The organism is Clostridium sp. 1001283B150225_161107_B6, from assembly GCF_015556325.1.
GTDB lineage: Bacteria > Bacillota > Clostridia > Lachnospirales > Lachnospiraceae > Enterocloster.
On sequence record NZ_JADNMD010000003.1, the window covers coordinates 480075 to 498724 of the forward strand.

The 18650-nt window shown below is 49.1% G+C and carries 16 protein-coding genes; 6 read left to right on the top strand and 10 right to left on the bottom strand.

From position 1 onward, the window contains the following. Positions 1-11 precede the first annotated feature (11 nt). The 4 genes from I2H39_RS10715 to I2H39_RS10730 form a co-directional block, all read right to left on the bottom strand. A complete protein-coding gene (locus I2H39_RS10715; RefSeq protein ID WP_227147107.1) occupies positions 12-422 on the bottom strand; it encodes a hypothetical protein in 411 nt (136 codons plus the stop codon). Positions 423-525: 103 nt separating this feature from the next. After that, positions 526-813: a septation regulator SpoVG gene (gene spoVG / locus I2H39_RS10720; RefSeq protein WP_138310727.1), complete on the bottom strand. Its 288-nt coding sequence runs from the start codon at positions 811-813 to the stop codon at positions 526-528. Between the two features lie 77 nt (positions 814-890). After that, on the bottom strand, positions 891-2012 hold the full coding sequence (glgD, locus tag I2H39_RS10725) for a glucose-1-phosphate adenylyltransferase subunit GlgD (RefSeq protein ID WP_138310728.1): 1122 nt from the start codon (positions 2010-2012) through the stop codon (positions 891-893). Beyond that, complete coding sequence (locus I2H39_RS10730) at positions 2009-3283, bottom strand: glucose-1-phosphate adenylyltransferase (protein ID WP_138310729.1); 1275 nt, start codon at positions 3281-3283, stop codon at positions 2009-2011. The genes glgD and I2H39_RS10730 overlap by 4 nt, the downstream gene beginning before the upstream one ends. Before the next feature lie 554 nt (positions 3284-3837). Here I2H39_RS10730 and asnS point away from each other — a divergent pair. The 3 genes from asnS (at position 3838) to I2H39_RS10745 (ending at position 8332) form a co-directional block, all read left to right on the top strand. Next, a complete protein-coding gene (gene asnS / locus I2H39_RS10735) occupies positions 3838-5229 on the top strand; it encodes an asparagine--tRNA ligase (protein WP_138310730.1) in 1392 nt (463 codons plus the stop codon). 162 nt (positions 5230-5391) lie between these two features. Continuing rightward, positions 5392-6462: a metallophosphoesterase gene (locus I2H39_RS10740; protein WP_138310731.1), complete on the top strand. Its 1071-nt coding sequence runs from the start codon at positions 5392-5394 to the stop codon at positions 6460-6462. Positions 6463-6466: 4 nt separating this feature from the next. Beyond that, complete coding sequence (locus tag I2H39_RS10745; RefSeq protein WP_138310732.1) at positions 6467-8332, top strand: AAA family ATPase; 1866 nt, start codon at positions 6467-6469, stop codon at positions 8330-8332. Positions 8333-8480: 148 nt separating this feature from the next. Here the strand turns inward: I2H39_RS10745 and I2H39_RS10750 are convergent, their stop codons facing one another. From I2H39_RS10750 to I2H39_RS10775, 6 genes are read right to left on the bottom strand one after another with little or no spacing between them, the layout of a single operon-like run. Further along, a complete protein-coding gene (locus I2H39_RS10750) occupies positions 8481-8837 on the bottom strand; it encodes a RidA family protein (RefSeq protein ID WP_138310733.1) in 357 nt (118 codons plus the stop codon). A 58-nt stretch (positions 8838-8895) separates the two neighbouring features. Next, positions 8896-10572, bottom strand: a complete 1677-nt coding sequence (locus tag I2H39_RS10755; RefSeq protein ID WP_195626433.1) for an ABC transporter substrate-binding protein — start codon at positions 10570-10572, stop codon at positions 8896-8898. A 31-nt stretch (positions 10573-10603) separates the two neighbouring features. Continuing rightward, complete coding sequence (locus tag I2H39_RS10760) at positions 10604-11548, bottom strand: oligopeptide/dipeptide ABC transporter ATP-binding protein (protein WP_138310735.1); 945 nt, start codon at positions 11546-11548, stop codon at positions 10604-10606. Continuing rightward, positions 11545-12534, bottom strand: coding sequence for an ABC transporter ATP-binding protein (locus tag I2H39_RS10765; protein ID WP_195626434.1), 990 nt, complete (start codon positions 12532-12534; stop codon positions 11545-11547). The genes I2H39_RS10760 and I2H39_RS10765 overlap by 4 nt, the downstream gene beginning before the upstream one ends. 31 nt (positions 12535-12565) lie before the next feature. Beyond that, a complete protein-coding gene (locus I2H39_RS10770) occupies positions 12566-13459 on the bottom strand; it encodes an ABC transporter permease (RefSeq protein ID WP_138310737.1) in 894 nt (297 codons plus the stop codon). Positions 13460-13501: 42 nt separating this feature from the next. After that, the gene (locus tag I2H39_RS10775; protein WP_138310738.1) at positions 13502-14473 is read right to left on the bottom strand and encodes an ABC transporter permease; all 972 of its coding nucleotides are present in this window, start codon (positions 14471-14473) and stop codon (positions 13502-13504) included. Positions 14474-14687: 214 nt separating this feature from the next. Between I2H39_RS10775 and I2H39_RS10780 the strand changes: the two genes are divergently transcribed. The 3 genes from I2H39_RS10780 (at position 14688) to I2H39_RS10790 (ending at position 18629) form a co-directional block, all read left to right on the top strand. Further along, positions 14688-16523, top strand: coding sequence for a sensor histidine kinase (locus I2H39_RS10780; protein ID WP_195626435.1), 1836 nt, complete (start codon positions 14688-14690; stop codon positions 16521-16523). Next, the gene (locus tag I2H39_RS10785; protein WP_138310740.1) at positions 16516-17628 is read left to right on the top strand and encodes a response regulator; all 1113 of its coding nucleotides are present in this window, start codon (positions 16516-16518) and stop codon (positions 17626-17628) included. The genes I2H39_RS10780 and I2H39_RS10785 overlap by 8 nt, the downstream gene beginning before the upstream one ends. Before the next feature lie 197 nt (positions 17629-17825). Then, the gene (locus I2H39_RS10790; protein WP_195626436.1) at positions 17826-18629 is read left to right on the top strand and encodes a tetratricopeptide repeat protein; all 804 of its coding nucleotides are present in this window, start codon (positions 17826-17828) and stop codon (positions 18627-18629) included. Positions 18630-18650 lie beyond the last annotated feature (21 nt).

Consider the following 18650-nt stretch of genomic DNA (forward strand, 5'->3'; position numbering starts at 1 on the left):
TTGATATATAATCAACCTTTTATATGCGCTGATATAGACTCCGCATCAGAGTCAGGATAGCGCCCAATCAAATCATATAACTTCTGCACCACCTCTTCCGGCTCCATTAAGTCCTCAGCAATCCTGGCAGCGGACTGCCCTCTCTCCCGTTTCCGCATGACCTGGTTTATCAATTTTGCCATCTTCCCCCGCTCCAATCCCTCTTCCAATCCCTTTTCAATTCCTTTGTTTTCCCGTTCCTCCAGCTCATCTGCAAAAAGTTCCCGCAGAGCATCGCACATCTTATCCACCTCCTGACATGTTTCCCAGTTTGCCCGCATGATTAAGTCCATGGCAGTCTCGTACAGGGGATTTTGTTCCTTCCCCTTATATTCCTTTACCAGTACTTCAATATCTTCTTCCGGCTTCAGCCCGCTTCTCAAGCGGCTCAGCCAGATATTGCACAGGCCAACACAAAAAACAAGAGCTGTCCCGGTTCACATTGGTTATCCGGAAACAGCTCCCACTCATTGTTCTGTATGTATCTTACGCCATCCCATCCTCTGCCGCCTCATTCTCCAGCAAGGTTGTCTCATACTTATTCAGAATAATGGTCTGAATCATATCCCTTGTGTTGGAGTTAATCGGATGAGCAATGTCGCGGTACTCTCCGTCCGCCGCCTTGCGGCTTGGCATGGCTATGAATAAACCCTTCTCCCCCTCTATTACCTTGATGTCATGAATGACGAATTCATTGTCCAGTGTGATGGAAACAATTGCTTTCATCTTGCCTTCCTTTTCAACCCGTCTCACTCTCACGTCTGTAACCTGCATGTTTTCTACCCCTTCCGTCTTATCCCGCCGGTCCCCCGCTCTGCGCTCCCCGTGCGTACCGCGGGGCTATGTGCGTATTATAATGTATACCTTTCGTTTTTCTCCACAACGATTTTGATGTTTTCCGGTGTGCCGATGTGCGTGGTGTTGGCACGGATGGTATCCCTGCTCTCTACAATGCAGTTCTCAATCACTGTGTTGTCGCCAATATAGACATCATTTAAAATGATGGAATTCTTGATTACACAATTGTTGCCCACGTATGCCTTCTTAAAGAGAATGGAATTTTCAACTGTACCATTCAGGATACATCCGCTGGAAATCAGGCTGTTTCTAACCAACGCGCCAGGGTTATACTTGGCTGGAGGAAGGTCATCAATCTTAGTATATACATTAGGATACTGCTTGAAGAAGTAATCCCTCACCTCAGATTTAAGGAAATCCATATTGGTCTTATAATAGGAGTCCACAGAAGCAATGTTGCTCCAGTAGCCGTCCAGCTTATAAGCATAGATTCTCTTAAGGTTCTTATAGCGTACCAGAATATCATTGACCAGGTCATACCTGTCCTCTGCTGCGCAGCGCTCCAGCAGTTCAATGAGCTGCCTTCTGCGGATGACATAGATACCGCAGGAAATGGTAGTTGCGTCAGATGCCATGGGCTTCTCCTCAAAGTCCGTGATACGGCCGTCATCATTCAGCTTAACGCAGCCGAACCGTGTTACATCCGTGCCCTCTTCCATGTCCTTGCAGACAACGGTGATGTCTGCCTTTTTCTCAATGTGATATTCCAGAACCTTATTATAATCCAGCTTGTATACGCCGTCGCCTGCCGCAATGACAACGTACGGTTCATGGCTGTTCTTTAAGAATGTAAGGTTCTGGTACAATGCGTCTGCCGTGCCCCTGTACCAGTCGCCGTTTTCCGGCGTGATGGATGGGGTGAATACAAACAGACCGCCCTGTTTACGTCCGAAATCCCACCACTTGGAGGAACTTAAATGCAGGTTCAGGGACCTGGAATTATACTGTGTAAAAACTGCCACGTTCTGGATGTGGGAATTTGTCATGTTGCTGAGTGCAAAGTCAATGCTGCGGTAGCTTCCTGCAACCGGCATGGCAGCCACTGCCCTCTTATTAGAAAGTTCCCGCATCCTCTTGCTGTTACCACCTGCTAATACGATACCGATTGCTCTCATTTTACGCCACCTGCCTTTATAATGTAATTTCCGCCAGCCAGTAATCCGTCAGGATAATCGCCCACGGTTGTCTCGCCTGCTATGGCAGTGTTCTTGCCTACCTTAACCCCGTCTGGAATTACAGAATTCTCACCAATGGTCACCAGGTCGAACTGATATACCTTGGGGTCATATGTACTGGGTGCGTATTCGCCTGTTCCCAGCTCCACGCCTGAGCCAATCCTTACGTTCTCAGCAATGATGGCCTTATTAACAACAGCACCGGCTCCAATGGCGGTCCCCTGCATTACAATGGAATCCTTTACCACGGCACCCTTGGCAATGGTAACGCCTGCTCCGATAACAGAGTTCATTACCTCGCCGTAAATCTCAGTTCCCTCACCGATAATGCTCCGCTCAATATTTGCCTCATTGGAAATAAACTGGGGCGGAATCACATCATTCTTGGTGTAAATCTTCCAGTATTCCTCATACAGGTTGAACTCAGGGATGATATCAATAAGCTCCATGTTAGCTTCCCAGTAAGAGCCCAGCGTACCTACATCCTTCCAGTAACCATTATATTCATAGGCGAATATCCTGTCGCCTCTTGCATGGCAGTATGGAATGATGTGCTTGCCGAAATCGCATCCCGGCTCTTCCTTCATCTTAATCAGAGCTTCCTTTAATACCGGCCAGCTGAATATGTAGATACCCATGGAAGCCAGATTGCTTCTGGGAACTGGAGGCTTCTCCTCAAATTCCGTGATACGGTTAGACTCGTCCGTAATCAGGATGCCAAAACGGCTGGCCTCCTCAATGGGAACCGGCATGGCAGCAATGGTGATATCTGCATTATTGGCTTTGTGATAATCCAGCATTACCTCGTAATCCATCTTGTAAATATGGTCGCCGGATAAAATCAGAACATATTCCGGATTATATGATTCCATATACTCCAGGTTCTGATAGATTGCATTGGCAGTTCCTGTGTACCAATCGCTGCCTTTGCTGCGCTCATATGGGGGTAAAACGGTCACACCACCAACGTTCCGGTCTAAATCCCATGGTACACCAATTCCGATATGAGAATTTAAACGTAATGGCTGATACTGTGTCAATACCCCGACTGTGTCAACTCCGGAATTGATACAGTTGCTCAGCGGAAAATCAATGATTCGGTACTTCCCCCCAAAAGATACGGCCGGCTTGGCTACTTTTTGTGTTAGTACGCCAAGGCGGCTTCCCTGTCCGCCTGCTAATAGCATAGCTATCATTTCTTTTTTAATCACGTTATCACCTCTTGCTGTTAAAATTTTTGTAATTTTAATTATACCACAAACTTCGTAAATAGTACATAAATTTTTAAATTTATTTCATCGTTTTTGTGCATTTTTCCGACATTTTTTCCGTTTTTAACCATTTGATGTTGATTTATCTATATCTTGTACCCCTTTCCAAAATTTACCACTAAATAAGTCCCCCTCGCAGGCTGTATATTCACGGATGTTTTTGTCAAAAACAGCTATAAACATAATATCAGATAATTTGTTGCCGGTGCATTCCAATTTCTGGAACGCCTCCAGCCGCAGTTATCTGACATAATCTGCATCCGGCATGACCCGCTTCAGTTAAGTAACGCCCCTTATGCGGATTTTTCCCCGTTCATATACTACTATAATGCAATCATATTGAAAATACAGGCTCCGTACCCGGACTCAGGGGAAAGTTAAGCCTTGAAACATGACGTGAAATATCATATAATCACGTATATGTAGTTACCGTCCATTTCCAGGGGAATTGGGGATACTGAATATATAGATAAGAGAAAAGGAGAACATCAGTCATGGATCTGATTACCGTAAGAGAACTTTACAAACATCCGGAGGAACATCTGGGCAAGGAGATAAATGTGGGAGGCTGGGTACGCAGCCTGCGCGATTCCAAAGCTTTTGGCTTCATTGTTGTCAGCGACGGAAGTTTTTTTGAGACATTGCAGATTGTATATCACGATTCCCTTCCCAACTTTGCGGAAGTTTCTAAATTAAGCGTAGGCACCGCCATTCTTGTAAAGGGAACCCTGGTAAGTACTCCCCAGGCCAAGCAGCCTTTTGAGATTCAGGCCACAGAGGTAACGGTGGAGGGAACCTCCTCGCCGGATTATCCCCTTCAGAAAAAGCGCCACTCTCTTGAATACCTGCGCACCATCTCCCATCTGCGCGCCAGAACCAATACCTTCCAGGCTGTATTCCGTGTGCGTTCCTTAATTGCATACGCCATCCACCAGTATTTCCAGGAAAGGGATTTTGTCTATGTGCACACGCCGCTGATTACCGGCAGTGACTGCGAGGGCGCCGGTGAAATGTTCCAGGTAACCACCATGGATTTAAACAATATTCCAAAGACAGGGGAAGGCAGAGTGGATTTCAGCCAGGACTTCTTCGGCAAGGCCACCAACCTGACCGTAAGCGGACAGCTGAATGCTGAGACCTATGCCATGGCTTTCCGCAACGTATATACCTTCGGCCCCACCTTCCGCGCTGAGAATTCCAACACAACCCGCCATGCAGCCGAGTTCTGGATGATTGAACCGGAAATGGCCTTTGCGGATTTAGACGACGACATGTGCCTGGCGGAAGGCATGCTCAAATATATCATCCGTTTTGTCCTGGAGCATGCGCCGGAGGAGATGAATTTCTTCAACCAGTTTGTGGACAAGGGTCTTCTGGATCGTCTTCACAATGTATTAAATTCCGAGTTCGGCCGCATTACCTACACGGAAGCCGTAAAAATACTGGAAGAACACAACGATGAATTTGACTATAAGGTATCCTGGGGCTGCGATTTGCAGACAGAGCATGAGCGCTATCTGACGGAGCAGGTATTTAAAAAGCCTGTATTTGTAACTGATTATCCGAAGGAAATCAAGGCCTTCTATATGAAGATGAATCCTGACAACAAGACCGTGGCCGCCGTAGACTGCCTGGTTCCCGGTATCGGCGAAATCATCGGCGGAAGCCAGAGGGAGGACGATTACGACAGACTGGTAGCCAGGATGGACGAGCTGGGCCTTAAGAAGGAAGACTATGACTTCTATCTGGACTTAAGAAAATACGGCTCCACACGCCACGCAGGATTTGGACTTGGTTTTGAGCGCTGCGTCATGTACCTGACCGGAATGTCCAACATCCGCGACGTAATCCCATTCCCAAGAACGGTTAACAACTGCGAATTATAAAGAATACCTGCCCGCCCCGCTGAAGCGGGCAGGTATTCGCTACCCGGACGCAGCAACGCGGAGTTCGGGGAACCCCTATTTGCCCGCCCCGCTGAAGCGGGCAGGTATTCGCTACCCGGACGCAGCAGCGCTTATGGAACCATTACTTGACAGGAGGCAGACATGAAATTCATCCACACCGGGGATATCCACTGGGGTATGTGTCCCGATGCCAACAAACCCTGGGGCAAGGAACGTGCCCAGGCAATCAAAGATACCTTCCGGATAATCATAGAAAAAACAAAAGAGATGGATGTGGACTGCTTATTCATCAGCGGAGACCTGTTTCACAGGCAGCCGCTGATGAAAGACCTTAAGGAGGTCAATTATCTCTTCTCCACCATTCCCACCGTAAAGGTCATCCTGATAGCAGGCAATCATGACCGCATCAGGGAGAACTCTGCCCTGCTAAGCTTTACCTGGAGTCCTAATGTAACCTTTATCATGGATGAGGACCTGACCTCTGTATACTTTGAGGACATTAACACCGAGGTTCACGGATTCAGCTATCACACAGCTGAAATTAAGGCTCCCCTGCTGGAAGATATACAGGTCCCCCTGAACAGCCGGATTCAGATTCTCATGGCCCATGGCGGCGACGCCGCCCACCTGCCGATTAACTTTAACAGTCTGGAGCTGTCCCCATTTTCCTACATTGCCCTGGGACATATCCACAAGCCCCACGTCCTGGCTGACGGAAAGATTGCTTACTGCGGCTCCCCCGAACCCCTGGACCTGACAGAGACAGGCGCCCATGGCTTCTATGCAGGTGAGATTCATCCTGTCACCAGAAAGCTGGTAAGCCTCCGGTTCATCCCGGCAGCCAGCCTCCAGTACATACCTCTGGCCGTGAATGTGTCCAAAGATACCACCAACGGCGAACTGTGCGACCGGATATCAAATGAAATTGAAAACCGGGGTTCCCAGCACATTTACCGGTTCCGAATCAGGGGCATGAGGGACCCTGATATTGAATTTGACCTGGAGCAGTTATCGGACAAATACAGGATTGCTGAAATTATTGATGACTCTGAACCCCAGTATGATTTTTCAGCCCTGTTTGCCGAACATTCCAGCGACATGATTGGGTTCTATATCCAGGCCCTCCAAAAAGAAGATATGAGTCCGGTGGAGAAGAAAGCCCTGTATTACGGGGTAAATGCCCTTCTGCATACCACCGATGAAAGGAGCTGAACCCATGAAGATATTAAGTCTGCACATCGAGGGCTTCGGTAAATTCCATGACCTGGATATCTCCTTTAAGGATGGGCTGAATGTGGTGTACGGCAAGAATGAGGCCGGCAAATCCACCCTTCACACCTTTATCAGGGGAATGCTCTTTGGTATTGAGAAACAGAGGGGCAGGGCGGCCAGGAATGACGTGTACAGCAAGTACGAACCCTGGAAGGGAAGCGGCACCTATGAGGGCTGGATGCGGCTGGAAAGCGAAGGACAGATATACCGTATCCAGAGAAGATTCCAGAAGCAGAACAAGGAGCTGACCATTGTCAATGAAACCCTGGGAAGGGAGGCAGAACCCACCAGAGCCCTTCTGGACCAGCTGCGCTGCGGCCTGTCGGAAACAGCCTACGACAACACCATCAGCATCGGTCAGTTAAAATGCGCCACGGACGGGGGCATGGTGGCTGAGCTCCGCAATTACATCGCCAATCTCAATACCTCCGGCAGCATTGCCCTCAACATAACCAAGGCAACTGCCTACTTAAAGAGTCAGAGGCGGGAGCTGGAAAATCAGATGGTGCCTGAGGCAGCCCGCAGCTATACTGCTCTTTTGGGGGATATCCGCAAGACAGAGCAGGAAATATCCGCGCCTCAGTATGCCAATCAGCTGATTGAGTACCGTAATAAGAAGAGTGAAATCAGGAAACAACTGGACAGCTGTCAGAAGGAAAAGGAGGGGCTGCTTGAAAAGTCCGCCAAGGGGCGGCAGATTCTATTAAACAGCCAGTTTACTGACCAGGAATCCGTGCAGAGCTACATGGAGGACACCAGAAAGCTTTACGGCGACTATCAGAACACCCTGGCTGCCTGCAGTAAGAAATCCAGGACTGTCTGCGCCGTATTCATGTTCCTTATTACCCTGGCCTTTGCAGGAGCCGCAGGTCTGTGCCTGGCTGCGCCTGACCTGGTCCGCTCCCTTGTACTCCTTCCGGTACCGCTTACTGCCGCCGCAGGCATATCCGGCGCCATTGCCCTGGCTGGCTGCATCACCGGAATCCTTAAGCTGGGGAAAAACCGCCGGTTCCGAAAGGAACTGGACACCAGCACCCGCCTTCTCCAGGAGATATTTGCCCGTCACCTGGGGGATTCCAGTATATCCCAGGAGGCCATGAATGCATTGGAGGGCCGGATGGCTGAGTTCCTCCGTCTCAGCAAGGCAGTGGAACAGTCTGAACAGACCCTGGTGCAGCTGTCTGAGGAAATTGGAAAGCTTCAGTCCAGCGAGGACCAGTTCTCCCAGGAGATAGAACAGCAGCAGCGTATCCAATGGGAACTGGAGCAGAAACTGGAGCATCTGGCCGACTGCAAGACAAGGGCTGAGGCCCTGAAACATGTGCTGGCGGAAAATGAACGCATACAGGAGGAACTGGATGCCATCGACCTGGCCCAGGACACCATGACCACCCTGTCCACCTCTATCCGCGATTCCTTTGGATTATACCTGAACAGGGAGGCTTCTGACCTGATATCCGGCATCACCGGGGGAATCTACACCAGCATGAGCATTGACGAAAACTTAGACGTGTTCATGAACACGCCGTCCAAGCTGGTTCCCATAGAACAGGTCAGCAGCGGCACCATGGACCAGATTTATCTGGCCCTGCGCCTGGCCGCCGCCAAGCTGGTCCAGAACGGCCGGGGGGATACCATGCCTCTGATTTTTGACGACAGCTTTGTGCTGTATGATGATGAGAGGTTAAAAACAGCGTTAAAATGGCTAGTGAAGGCATATGATAACCAGATTATTGTATTTACCTGCCACCAGAGGGAGGCACAGCTGCTGACGGCAAATCAGGTGAAGTATCATCTTATACGCATATAAAGCAGAAAAACGTTGGCAAAATCATCCATCACAGACGGTTGGGCGGTATTGCGGACTCCCCGGAGTCCGTTTTCTGTTTTCCCGCACAAGGAAGGAGCCGTTGCTCCATAGACATGAGTTATCTATGGAGGAACGGCCCCTTTTTAAGCTAGTCTTTATTAATCTTTGCCGCGGTCAGCGTGATTTCAACCAGGTAACCGTCGGTCAAAACAGACTGGGCAGTGGTTCTGGCAGGCATGCAGCCCGAATCAAACCAGGCATCCCAAACAGCATTAAATTCGTCAAACATAGACCAATCATGGATGTCAATCTTTGCATAGAGGATATGGTTCTTATCGGAGCCAAACTGTTCCAGCAGCTCATCCAGGCGGTGGGTCAGGGCAGCCATCTGCTCGGTCATGGTGGGCTGCTTTCCGGCAGCGATGTGTCCGGTAAAGTACAGAACACCATTATACTCCGTTACCCTTGCAAAGTGTTTACACATATCATGTCTAATAATTTCCATTGATATCTCTCCTTAAAGTTTTTTATTTTATTATAAAAGTTGAACTCAGTATAAAACGCTATTTCGATTTGACAATTGCCAGACGGGGCAGACTCACAGGGTTCGGTTCAAAGTTTGTCAGGGTGGAACGGACGCCGAAAATGTTCTCTGAGTTGTGCAGGGGAATCATATAAACTTCTTCACGCAAAATGTCGATAACCTTGGCATAGTCTGCTGCGCGCTCTTCTTTATCCAGACTGCTCTGGGCAGTTTCCATCAGCTTGTCGATTTCCGGATTTCGGATGCCCGCATAGTTTCTTCTGAAAGGACCGGTGGAGTGCATATAAGGGTAGTAGAACTGGCCGTCCTTGCCGGTGGGGGCAAAGGCGCAGATGACAACATCATGGATTCCCTTGCTGTACTCAGCCATCAGCGTTGCGAATTCCATAATGGAAACATCGACCTTAACACCGATAGCGCCCCAGTTGTTCTGGAGGATTTCCGCAAGGTCAATACGGTTCTGGCTTTCGTTGGTCCAGAGCTTAATGGTGAAACCATCGGGATAACCTGCCTCGGCCAGCAGTTCCTTGGCCTTCTCGGGGTTGTACTCCAACAGGGCTTTATGCTTTTCAGGATCAGCGGGATGGTAGCCTTCATTCTGGGGAGTGAAGAAGCTGTCGTGCTTCCTGCCGGTGCCGGAGAAAACAGTGTCAACAATGGTATCCAGGTCAAGCGCATAGGCCAGGGCCTCACGGACCTTCTTATTGTCCAGCGGAGCGACCGTGCAGTTGAACACAATGTTGGATGTGGTAAAGGTATCGCAGGTCCAGATATCGCAGTTGGGATTCTGGCGCAGGGAGTCCACGGAGGTGGTCAGAGGCTGCATGCAGATATCCACGTCACCGGCCTCGAACGCCAGGGTTCTTGCGGTGGAGTCGGTTATAATACGGAATACCAGGTTCTTGAACTCCGGCTTTTCGCCCCAGTAATTCTCATTGCGCTCGAAAACAATGCGGTCACCGGCAATCCACTCAACAAACTTGTAGGGCCCTGTACCTGCGCCGTTCAAATCCCGGACAAGGGCCTCCGGAGTCGAACTTTCTATGGCCTTCTTGCTCAGAACGCAGTCCGCAGGGTCGCTCATAAAATCCTCCATGGGAGGGAAGGGCTCAAAGGTAACGATGTCCAGGGTATAGTCGTCGATAACCTTACATTTCTCCAAATCATACATGTTGTAGAAGGAGCTTTGCAGCGGCAGCTCATTGCCGCGCTGGTACATGAACAAAACATCCTCAGCTGTCATCTTTTCTCCGTTGTGGAAGTAAACGTCATCTCTCAGATGGAACCGGATTGTGGTATCATCCAGATTCTCCCAGGATTTTGCCAGGACACCTTCATATTCCATGGTTGCGTCATTACGCCTCAGCAGGCCTTCGCAGTGGACCTTTGAAACCAGGGTGGCGGCGCTGTCGGACAGCTGGAAAATGTCCAGGGATGCAGGCTCGCTGGCCAGAGCAACGGTAAGCGTGTCTTCGACGGCAGTGACAGGCAGATTCGCCTGAGGCGTATTGTCTGTGTAGGTGGAATTAATTTTGTCGCCTGTTTCAATGACAACGCCGGCCTTTGTCCCGGCAGACTCGCCGGACACAGCACTACTCCCCTGCTCAGACGGGGAACCGCCGTTCTTGCTGCCGCAGCCAGCTAATGAACCCAGCACCATGACCATTGCCAGAACCAGTGCTAATTTCCTTTTCATAAATGAATCCTCCTTAGATTGTATTTGTTTCTTACTGAATATGATGGCAGGCAGCAAAATGCCCAAGGCTGTCGCCAGTCAGTGAGGGATTTCTTTTAAAGCATTCCCCGTCAGCATAAGGGCAGCGGGGAGCAAACCGGCAGCCGGGCTTGGGGTTAACGGGAGATGTCAGCTCTCCCTTCAGAAAAATCCTTTCTCGTTTAACGCCCAGGCTGGGAATGGGGATTGCGGAAAGCAAAGCTTTGGTATAGGGGTGGCGCGGGTCCTTAAACAGCTCATCGGAGCCGCACTTTTCCACCACCTGACCCAGATACATCACCATAATTTCATCTGAGATGTGCTTGACAACGGATAAATCATGGGTGATGAAAATGTATGTCAGCCCAAGCTGCTCCTGCAAATCCTGCATCAGGTTCAGAATCTGGGCCTGAATGGAAACATCCAGCGCGGATACCGGCTCATCACACACTATAAACTTTGGGTTAAGAGCCAAAGCCCTGGCAATACCGATACGCTGACGGCGTCCGCCGTCCAACTCATGAGGATAGCTTCCTGCCAGCCGTCTGGCCAAACCCACAAGCTCCATCAATTCATCCACACGTTTATCAATCTCCCTGGCTGGTAATTTCTCACAGCAGCGCAGCGGCTCTGCAATAATCTGCCTAACGGTCATTCGGGGATTCAGGGATGAGAAGGGGTCCTGAAAGATGATTTGCATGTCCGTGTGCAGTTTTTTCAGTTCCTTTCCTCTGGCATTGGTAATCTTTTTTCCGTCAAAACAGATTTCTCCTTCGGTGGTGTCCAGCAGACGTACAATGGTACGGCCCAGTGTGGACTTGCCGCAGCCGGACTCTCCTACGATTCCCAGGGTTTTGCCTGCCTCCAGAGTAAAAGACACATCATCCACAGCATGCAGCCAGCCGTCAGGCACATGGAAATATTTTTTCAGGTTTCTGATTTCCAGTAGCGCACTCATTCCAATCCCTCCTTTTCTGCGCAGGCACAAAGATGGCACTTGACCATATGGCCTGGAGAGACTTCCAATTCCGCTGGTTTAACCTTACTGCAAATCTCCATGCAGTGCTCACAGCGGTCATGGAACGGGCAGCCGTCCGGCAGATTCATCGGATCAGGCATCAGGCCTTCAATGGGCTTCAGCCTGTGAACATCTTTGTCAATGTTTGGTATACAGCCAAACAGGCCAACGGTGTAGGGATGCCTGGCATTCTCAAAAATATCTGCCAGATTCCCATACTCCACAATCTCACCGGCATAGATGATGGCCACCACATCACAATTCTCAACCACTAAGCCAAGGTCGTGGGTAATCAGAATCATGGAGGTCTGCAGTTCATTCCTCAGAGTACGAATCATATCCAGCACCTGGGCCTGAATCGTGACATCCAGGGCAGTGGTGGGTTCATCGGCAATAAGCAGCTCCGGGTTGCAGCACAGCGCAATGGCAATGACCACTCTCTGTTTCATTCCGCCGGAAAACTGATGGGGGTAGTCGTTGAAGCGCTCCACCCTTATGCCCACCTTTTCCAAGGTTCCCTGGGCCTTTGCCGCAAGTTCTTCTCTGGAGAGATGCGGCTCATGAATCTGCAGGGACTCCATGACCTGCTCGCCAATTGTCATGACCGGATTCAGGGAGGTCATGGGGTCCTGAAAAATCATGGAAACCTTTTTGCCCCGGTATTTTCGCAGGGTCTCCTTATCCATGGCAAGGACATCCCGGCCTTCAAAATGAATCTCACCGCTGATAATCCGGGCGGGAGGCTCGGACAGAAGCCGCAGGATTCCCAGGGCAGTGGTGGTTTTTCCGGCGCCGGTTTCGCCTACCAGGCCCAGAGACTGTCCCCTGCTCAGGGCCAGATTCATCCCATTAACAGCTTCCACAATGCCGCTGTCAGTTTCATAGTGAATCACAAGATTCTTTATATCTAATAATGTTTCGCTCATAATCAGTCTCAACTCCTTGCTTAACAGCTGCTTAACGTTTCATTCTGGGGTCCAGAGCATCCCGCAATCCGTCGCCAAGCAGGTTCAGCGCCAGAATAACCATCATAATTGCCAGACCGGGAAACAGCGCCATATACCATTCATTCAGCAGATACGCCTTACCGGTGTTCAGCATACTGCCCCATTCGGGCGTGGGAGGCTGAATACCCAGTCCAATGTAGCTCAATGATGCACAGGTCAGAATCGCACTCGCAACGCCTAACGTGGAACGGACGATGATGGGGGCCAGACAATTGGGAAGAATATGGCGCAGGACAATCCGCAAATCGCTGGCGCCGCCGGCACGCGCGGCTTCAATATATTCCTGGTCCTTAACGGTAAGAACCGAGGCACGCACAGTCCTGGCATAGGAGGGAATCGTACCGATGCCTGCCGCAATCATCAGGTTAACTAAACCGGAGCCCAGGGCAGCGGCAATGGAAATTGCCAGCAGGGTGCTGGGGATTGCCATCAGAACATCCATGCAGCGCATAATCACATTATCTGACTTACCGCCGTAGTAGCCTGCGGCCGCACCTAAAAGGGTGCCGGTGATACAGGCGAATCCAACAGCGATAAAGCCAACCACAATGGATGTTCTGGCACCATATATAATACGGCTTAAGATATCCCGTCCAAAGTTGTCTGTTCCCATAGGATGCCACAGATTGGGCCACTGTAATGCTTCCGCAGGACGCTGCTCATCCAAACCATAGGGAGCCAGAAGAGCCGGAACCAGCGCACAGCACAGCAGAATACATATAATGACCAGTCCCATCATAGCCTTCTTATCCCGTTTCAGACGAATCCAGGCTTCCCCCCACTGGGAGGTTCCATATTTTTTTGTGACTCTGCGGGGTTTTCCCCCGGTCGTTGCTTTCATCATAAATCAGACCTTCCTTTGCGTGTGTTATTTGCCAGAAACCGGTCAGGTCTCACTTTGGGCAATGAGGTTTTTAATCTTTCTTTTGGTCTGGTAAATGGATTTCAGTCTGGGATCCACAAAGGTGTATATAATATCTACCAGCAGGTTCAAAAGACTGAACATGACAGCAATTACAACCACAGCTCCTTGGATAGTCGGATAATCACGGGCTTTAATGGACTGAATCATCAGCATCCCTATACCGGGAATTGCAAAAACCGTTTCTGTAACAATGGCGCCGCCCAGCATACTGCCCAGCTGAATAGCAATCGCTGTAATGATTGGAATCATCGAGTTTCTTAATGCATGGGAAATAATCACTTTTCGTTCGGTCTGGCCTTTTGCCCGGGCAGTCCGTATGTAGTCCTGGCGGATAACCTCCAGCATACTGGAACGGGTAATCCTGACTAGCGATGCCATGGCGCCGGTACCGATGGTCAGAACCGGCATAAACCAGTGGGCCGGTGTTGTAAACCCGTAGCTTGGAAACCATCCCAGCTTAACGGAGAACAGAATAATTGTCATTAAGCCTTGCCAGAATGCAGGCATTGCCACACCAATCAGAGCCAGTACCATCAGCAGATTATCAATCCAGGTATTCTGCTTGATGGCGGAGATAATTCCAATGGGAATGGAAAGAATCACCGCAAATGCCGCGCTTGTTAATGACAAGAGTATTGTTGTAGGCAGCCGGTCCATGACCTCCTCCAAAACAGGACGCTTTGTTTTGTAAGATGTACCCAAATCCCCGTGGAGCACGATATTTTTGGTATAATTGAGAAACCGGACCGGGAACGGCTTGTTGAGTCCCAGGTCTTCCCGAATCTGCTCCACAACCTCCACTGAGGCAGCGTCACCGGCAATCATTTCCGCAGGATCTCCGGGAGAAATCTCGTTCATGGTAAACACCAGGAACAAAACTCCCAGGAGAACCGGAATCATCATCAAAATTCGCTTAAAGATATATTTTAGCACAAATCTTCACCCCCTTCATTCTGCATATAATATTGACGTAAATCCTGTATCATTAACGCACCTTAATTGTAGATTATAACAGTGGCAAGATAAACTCAGTATTTTATGATTTGGTTGAATATTTTCATTTTCTATTCAAAAAAGCATGTACATAGTATATAATGGCTAAAAGCAGATTGGATGCCGGAGCGTGAACAAAATACAGGGGGGCAGTATGAAAAAGGATTTAATAAAACGGAAAAGTCTGTCCGTCATGGAACGGCTTATGAATCAGAGTCTGACCGTAAAAATCAGCGTTTTTATTTACTTAATCGTAATCATTCTCTTTTTATTTCTCTCTTTTTTCCTTTTTGGCATCGTTGGGCGGGCATCTGACCAGCGGCTGGTAGAGGAGCACTCCAAGATGCTGAAGGTTGCCATTCTTACCATTAACAGCCGCCAGCAGTATATGATTGGTGTGGCGGATTATTATGCCCTGTCTCCGGAAATCCAGAATATGATGACCATCAGCAATTCCGGCCTTCCTGTGACAACAGTCCTGGACGAGTCCAGGTTCAAAACCCCTACAATCATCATTCTCAGCACCGTATTCTATAATGCCGAAGGCGAGGCCATCTACTATACCACGAAGGATACCTCCCGGGCGCCCATCAATCAAAAAAACAGCGGCGCCTTCCAGAAGCTGGAATTGGGACAGGCCACCTATGTATGGGAGTATATAGACCAAAATAACAGCGGTTTTATGAAATACGATTTTTCCCCCAAGCTGTGTTTGTGGAGGGTAGTCCGGGACAGTAACGATGTACATATAATCGGAGCTGTGGCGGTTACCATTGATTCCCGCTCCCTCCTTGGCTTTGACGAAACCGCAAAGCAGCTGTCTGAAAACCTGGCAATTATCAATTCCCGAGACCAGGTAGTATACAACCGTTCCAATATCAATCTGAATGAGGATGATATCCGGCTGTTATCCAGCAACTCCTTTGGCAGCGATACAGGCCTTTATACCGCTGATTTAAGCAGCGGCAGGTATCGGGTCAGCTATCAGGCCATTCCTTCCACTGATTTTGTGGCGTTCTTCCTATACCGCCATACCCCGTTCGCCTTTGGGATTGATGTCGTATACAGCTATATATTAGCGGGTTTGTTTCTGTATATTCTCAGCCTCTTCCCGTCGATTATACTGGTTTCCAAAATGATTACAAAACCTCTGGTGAGCCTGACAAAATCCATCCAGCAATTTGCAGAGGGGCAGCGTAATGTAAAAGTTCAGTTTAAATATACGGATGAGATTGGCCTGCTGGGAAAAGCCTTCAATGACATGGTTTTGGATAATGAACGTCTACGGATATCGGAATATGATTTGCGCTTAAAAAATAAGGATGCGGAACTCGCGCTGATGCAGGCGCAGATTAATCCCCATTTTCTCTACAATATGCTCAATGCAATCCAGTGGCAGGCGCTCAAGGGAGGGAACAAGGAGATTGCGGACATCGCCTATTCCATGGCTCAGGTATTCCGCATCAGCCTGAGCCGCGGCAAGAGCATTATTTCAGTGAAGCAGGAGCTTGACCTGGTCAACTACTATTTATCCCTGCAGCAATACCGTCTGGGCAAAAAAATAGACTATCATATTGATTTTAATGAGGATGTCCTTGGCTGCCAGATTCCAAAGCTGATTCTTCAGCCTCTGGTTGAAAATTCCATTGTCCATGGAATGGCAAAGGACGCTTCCCTCAATCTGGTGATTTCGCTGTCTGTCTCCCTGTCGGAGGATGGAACGTCGCTACACTTTATGATTCAGGATAACGGCTGTGGAATTCCCCCGGACATCCTTCGGTATTTACCTAACGAAGTAATCCCGGCTTCAGCGGAGGATGGTCTGAAACCCAATAAGAGCAGCCGCTTTGCGGTTAAAAACATTTATGACCGGCTTACACTTGTATATGGAAGCGATTTTACTTTCCGTATCCGCAGTGACCACGGGACCACCATTGAGCTTATTCTTCCTGTAAAAGAGATAGATGAAAGGAGCGCTTCCAATGCTTAGATTGGCAATTATTGACGATGAAGAAGAAACCCGACAGATTATGGTCAGTTTTATTGACTGGGAAACCTACGGAATCACCGTGGTCGGAGAGGCCTCCGATGGTTTCACCGCCTATAATCTTATAAACTCCATGCGTCCGGATATTGTCTTAATTGATATCCAGATGCCTGGAATGACCGGCCTTGATGTTCTCGAAAAGATTCGTTCAGAGAACCTGATTTCTCCTGCCTTTATTATAATGAGCGGATACGATGACTTCGAATTTGCCCGGAGGGCAATCAGCCTGGCGGCGGTAGAATACTTGTTAAAGCCCTTCCGCCCTGACGATGTGATAATGGCTATCCAAAAATCCATCAAGCACCTTGAGCTTATCCGCAGCAGTTACCCGGAGGCTCCGGCTCCTGGCGGCAGGAAAAACTCATTGTCCGGCAATGCCATCGACTTTTCACTGCTTCACTATCCTTCCCGGGAAGAACACCGCCTGCTGGAGTGCTTGAAAGTTGGTACAAAAGAAGGTGTTCTTGCGGAGCTTGACTGTTTCTGGAACTGTCTGTGTGAATTAAACAGTGATACTGAGAGCCGGCTGAATTGCGCGGTCATCCTTTATGTAGAGGTTTGCCGGTTCCTGCTGGAACGCGGAAGCTGTTTTTCATCTCCATATTTTGAGGATTTGGATAGCTCCGGCGGGAATATTTCCCAGGAAATCCACCGGACTCTGACATCCGTTGTGCTGGATGCACTCTCGCTGCTTGAGTCCGGGGATGTTTCCCGTATTTATGTAAACAAGGCAGTTCAGTATATTCAGGCCCACTATAAGGAAAATCTCTCTCTGGACAGTGTTGCCAATGAAATCGAGCTCTCGTCCCCCTATCTGAGCAGCCTGTTTTCCAGAATTCTGGGAACCACCTTTATCAACTATGTGCAGTCTGTGAGAATCCAGAAAGCAAAAGAGCTTTTATGCGGCACAACCATGAAGGTCTACGAAATTGCCTACTGCATAGGCTATGATGATGAAAAATACTTTTCGCAGGTCTTCCGTAAAACAGAAGGAATCACTCCTTCTCAATTCAGAGCCCAATCCTCCGCAAATACCAACCGTATGTAGCACAGCAGGACCGGAAGTTTTTTTAGGAATTTTGTAAAATATTAAACGATACCAAAAGATTTTCCGTTCATCTTCCCTGGAACGCGATGTAAAATATAATCATGATATATCTGTACGAGGCAAAGCCACAGGAACGTCGGTGCTGTGACCCACGGCAGGATTATAATTATCAGTTTATTAATAGGAGGATGAATAATATGGTACGCAGTGAGAATCAAGTAGCAAACCCTGTACGAACCAACATTGAACTGTCTGAGAAGGTCCTGAATCTGAATATGCAGCTGGCCCAGAATCCTGAGAATGCGGATCTTTGGATTAAGCGCGGTCTGGCCCTGGTAGAGCAGAACCTGATGCGGGAAGCGGTAGAGTCCTATTCCAAAGCCCTGTGCCTGGAGCCTTTTAACTGGCTGGCATACCGCAACCGCGCACACCGGCATCTGTCCTGCTGGGAATTCCAGGAAGCCTGCTCTGACTTTATTATGTCTACCAGACTGGTTCCCAACACAGTTGATATCCATGAAATCTGGGAGGCCTGGTATCTGCTGGCACTGTCCCACTATCTGCTGGGTGAATACGAAAAAGCGGCAGACGCCTACCAGACCTGCTACGGCCTGGCCCGCGGCGATGACATTATCACTACCACCGGATGGTACTGGTCTACTCTGATGCGTCTGGGCCGCAAGGAAGAAGCTGAGAAGATTTTGGCGCCTATAACAAAGGAGACACAATTTGAGGCAAGCCGCGAAGCCTACTTTAGCACACTTCGCATGTTCAAGGGCTGGGTTTCCCCTGAGGATACCGAGGCTCAGTGTAATATGCCTGACTGCAAGGATAAGTTTACCCGGCTGTATGCCATCTCCAACTATTACTATATCACCGGCGATTTGGAGAATTCCAACCGCGTGATTGACCGTATTCTGGAAGAGGCCGGCCCTGAATGGTGGATGGTCTTTGGCTACCTGGCTGCAATGGTTGACAAAAAGGCCCGCAGCAACGCCTAATATTATCTCTCTGATATGACT

What these genes read in the sequence shown, in the direction of transcription:
- spoVG (WP_138310727.1), bottom strand. Translation starts at nt 813, where the DNA reads ATGCAGGTTACAGACGTGAGAGTGAGACGGGTTGAAAAGGAAGGCAAG.
- glgD (WP_138310728.1), bottom strand. Translation starts at nt 2,012, where the DNA reads ATGAGAGCAATCGGTATCGTATTAGCAGGTGGTAACAGCAAGAGGATG.
- asnS (WP_138310730.1), top strand. Translation starts at nt 3,838, where the DNA reads ATGGATCTGATTACCGTAAGAGAACTTTACAAACATCCGGAGGAACAT.
- I2H39_RS10740 (WP_138310731.1), top strand. Translation starts at nt 5,392, where the DNA reads ATGAAATTCATCCACACCGGGGATATCCACTGGGGTATGTGTCCCGAT.
- I2H39_RS10745 (WP_138310732.1), top strand. Translation starts at nt 6,467, where the DNA reads ATGAAGATATTAAGTCTGCACATCGAGGGCTTCGGTAAATTCCATGAC.
- I2H39_RS10750 (WP_138310733.1), bottom strand. Translation starts at nt 8,837, where the DNA reads ATGGAAATTATTAGACATGATATGTGTAAACACTTTGCAAGGGTAACG.
- I2H39_RS10755 (WP_195626433.1), bottom strand. Translation starts at nt 10,572, where the DNA reads ATGAAAAGGAAATTAGCACTGGTTCTGGCAATGGTCATGGTGCTGGGT.
- I2H39_RS10760 (WP_138310735.1), bottom strand. Translation starts at nt 11,548, where the DNA reads ATGAGTGCGCTACTGGAAATCAGAAACCTGAAAAAATATTTCCATGTG.
- I2H39_RS10765 (WP_195626434.1), bottom strand. Translation starts at nt 12,534, where the DNA reads ATGAGCGAAACATTATTAGATATAAAGAATCTTGTGATTCACTATGAA.
- I2H39_RS10770 (WP_138310737.1), bottom strand. Translation starts at nt 13,459, where the DNA reads ATGATGAAAGCAACGACCGGGGGAAAACCCCGCAGAGTCACAAAAAAA.
- I2H39_RS10780 (WP_195626435.1), top strand. Translation starts at nt 14,688, where the DNA reads ATGAAAAAGGATTTAATAAAACGGAAAAGTCTGTCCGTCATGGAACGG.
- I2H39_RS10785 (WP_138310740.1), top strand. Translation starts at nt 16,516, where the DNA reads ATGCTTAGATTGGCAATTATTGACGATGAAGAAGAAACCCGACAGATT.
- I2H39_RS10790 (WP_195626436.1), top strand. Translation starts at nt 17,826, where the DNA reads ATGGTACGCAGTGAGAATCAAGTAGCAAACCCTGTACGAACCAACATT.